General features: G+C 54.6%; 2 protein-coding genes. Both read left to right on the top strand.

Features of this window, described 5'->3' with window-relative positions:
- The first annotated feature begins 175 nt into the window (after positions 1 to 175).
- Complete coding sequence (locus tag I5W_RS20365; RefSeq protein WP_017451130.1) at positions 176 to 952, top strand: peptidylprolyl isomerase; 777 nt, start codon at positions 176 to 178, stop codon at positions 950 to 952.
- A gap of 514 nt (positions 953 to 1,466) precedes the next feature.
- A partial coding sequence (locus tag I5W_RS20360; protein WP_044530600.1) for a porin occupies positions 1,467 to 1,719 on the top strand: 253 nt, incomplete at its 3' end.

Here is a 1,719-nt window from a genome sequence, read left to right as displayed (position 1 = left end):
GTATGATTGCCTGTCCGATCTGATGCAGCAGGAGATCCATGCGCTAGCCATAGTGGCGCACTCCCCGTCAGAGGCAACGAACTGAGACCAAGAACCAAGAACGACGCCTGAATTCCAAGCCCCTCCTGTTTTCTTCTCCGTTTTGATTCATTCCTTTCATTTCTAGGATTCAACAATGACATTCAAACCCGCTCGTCTGCTGGTGCTGCTGTTTGCAATCGCTTCCGTCCCGGCCTTCGCACAAAACCTGGCTGTGGTGAACGGCAAGGCGATTCCCTCCTCCCGCGCCGACCTCATGGTCAAGCAGATGACTGCCCAAGGCCAGCCCGACAGCCCGCAGCTGCGCAACGCCATCAAGGAAGAACTGATCAACCGTGAAATCCTGATGCAGGAAGCCGACAAGCAAGGTCTGGCCAACAGCACCGACGTCAAGAACCAACTGGAACTGGCGCGCCAGTCCATCGTGATTCGCGCCCTGATCGCCGACTACCTGAAGAAGAACCCGGTCTCGGACGCCGACATCAAGGCCGAATACGACAAGTTCAAGGCCCAGGCCGGCGACAAGGAATACCACGCCCGCCACATCCTGGTGGACAAGAAGGAAGACGCCGAAGCCATCATCGCCAAGTTGAAGGCCGGCACCAAGTTCGAAGACCTGGCCAAGCAATCCAAGGACACCGGTTCGGCAGCCAACGGCGGCGACCTGGACTGGGCGACCCCGGCCTCCTTCGTCAAGCCTTTCTCCGACGCCATGGTGGCCCTGAAGAAGGGTGAAATCACCCAGACTCCGGTGCAGACCCAGTTCGGCTGGCACGTGATCAAGCTGGAAGACGTGCGTCCGGCCAAGGTCCCGACCCTGGACGAAGTCAAGCCGCAGATCGCCGAAGCCCTGCAACAGAAGAAGCTGCAGGCTTACCAGGAACAACTGCGCGCCAAGGCCAAGGTGCAATAAGCGCCCGCTGCACGGCCACCGCCTGGCTGGCTGAAGGAAGACCAGGCGTCTTCCTTCACACCGCCTGAGAACATGCCCGGACAAGGTTTCCTTGCCGGGCATGTTGCTTTTTAGCTACGTTTTCATGCACAAGTTCTGCGCGAGGCTGCAAAAAGTCATTCAAAACATCCAGAAATCCGCCGAAAAACCGCTATTTCATGCCCTCCTGGGCCTCAAAAACGCCGTCGCGCGATTCATAGAGGAAATTTATTTTTATAAAAAATTTATACAGTAAAATTTTTATAAAAATATAAATGAAATAAATAATTTAAAAAGCATAATTTTTCCGCAGCATTTCATGCATTTTGCAAAGCATCGTTCTGATATTCTTCGATCCAGTTCCAAATAGGGACAGGCTGCGATCCGCCACGCTTTGCGTGACGCAGCGATAAAAGAGGTGTTTCAGGGAGAGGCACACAAGGCTGATCCACGGCACCATCACAAACACAACATCGTGCTTTCTGGAGAGAAACCTATGAAGAAGAGTTCCATGCTGCTGTTGGCAGCCGGCCTGACCACCGGCGGCGCAGCGTTTGCCCAGTCCAACGTGACCATCTACGGCATTGTCGATACCAGCATCCACTATCTCAACAATGCCAATGCCAAGGGCAACAGCAATGTACGCATGGATAACGGCGCCATCGCCAACAGCCGTCTCGGCTTCAAGGGTAGCGAAGACCTGGGCGGTGGTCTGAAGGCCATGTTCCAGCGGAAAACGGCTCAGCAGC

It is taken from the genome of Herbaspirillum sp. B65 (assembly GCF_000333555.1).
Taxonomy (GTDB): Bacteria; Pseudomonadota; Gammaproteobacteria; order Burkholderiales; family Burkholderiaceae_D; genus Herbaspirillum; species Herbaspirillum rubrisubalbicans.
Note: the sequence above shows the minus strand (reverse complement) of the source record. Positions and strands in the feature narration are given on the sequence as shown.